1 protein-coding gene is annotated in these 451 nt (G+C 54.3%); it reads left to right on the top strand.

Annotated elements, in window-relative coordinates; genetic code table 11:
- Positions 1-173: 173 nt before the first annotated feature.
- A partial coding sequence (locus Q371_RS24920) for a helix-turn-helix domain-containing protein (RefSeq protein ID WP_034346427.1) occupies positions 174-451 on the top strand: 278 nt, incomplete at its 3' end.

Below are 451 nucleotides of genomic sequence, written 5' to 3'. Positions count from 1 at the left end.
CGGTTCATCCCCACGCCTGTGGGGAAAACGACGTGGGGGTTTTTGATGGTGGGAAATTGTTCGGTTCATCCCCACGCCTGTGGGGAAAACGGCCCAGAGTGTAACCTGAATTGGTACTAGTGCAGGATCACAAGTGAGATTGTGAAGATGTCCGTCATCTGTCACAGTGAGCTATGGGCAGCAAAGTCAAAGTCCGACCCCTCAGCGAAACAGAAGTCCAGCACATCCAAGATCAGCTCAAATCCAAAGACGCCTTCACGGTGCGGCGCAGCCAGATTCTGCTGGCCAGCCATGAGGGTCAGGTGGTCTCCCAAATTGCCAGGTCCCTGAGAATCGCCACCCAAACAGTACGCAACACTTTTAGAGCTTTTGAAGCAGACGGTTTAGCGAGCCTACACGAACAATCCCATCGGCCGCACACCATAGTGCCCCGGATCGACGAAGCCGCTTT

Origin of the sequence: Deinococcus misasensis DSM 22328, from assembly GCF_000745915.1 — a bacterium.
Classification (GTDB): domain Bacteria; phylum Deinococcota; class Deinococci; order Deinococcales; family Deinococcaceae; genus Deinococcus_C; species Deinococcus_C misasensis.
Note: the sequence above shows the minus strand (reverse complement) of the source record. Positions and strands in the feature narration are given on the sequence as shown.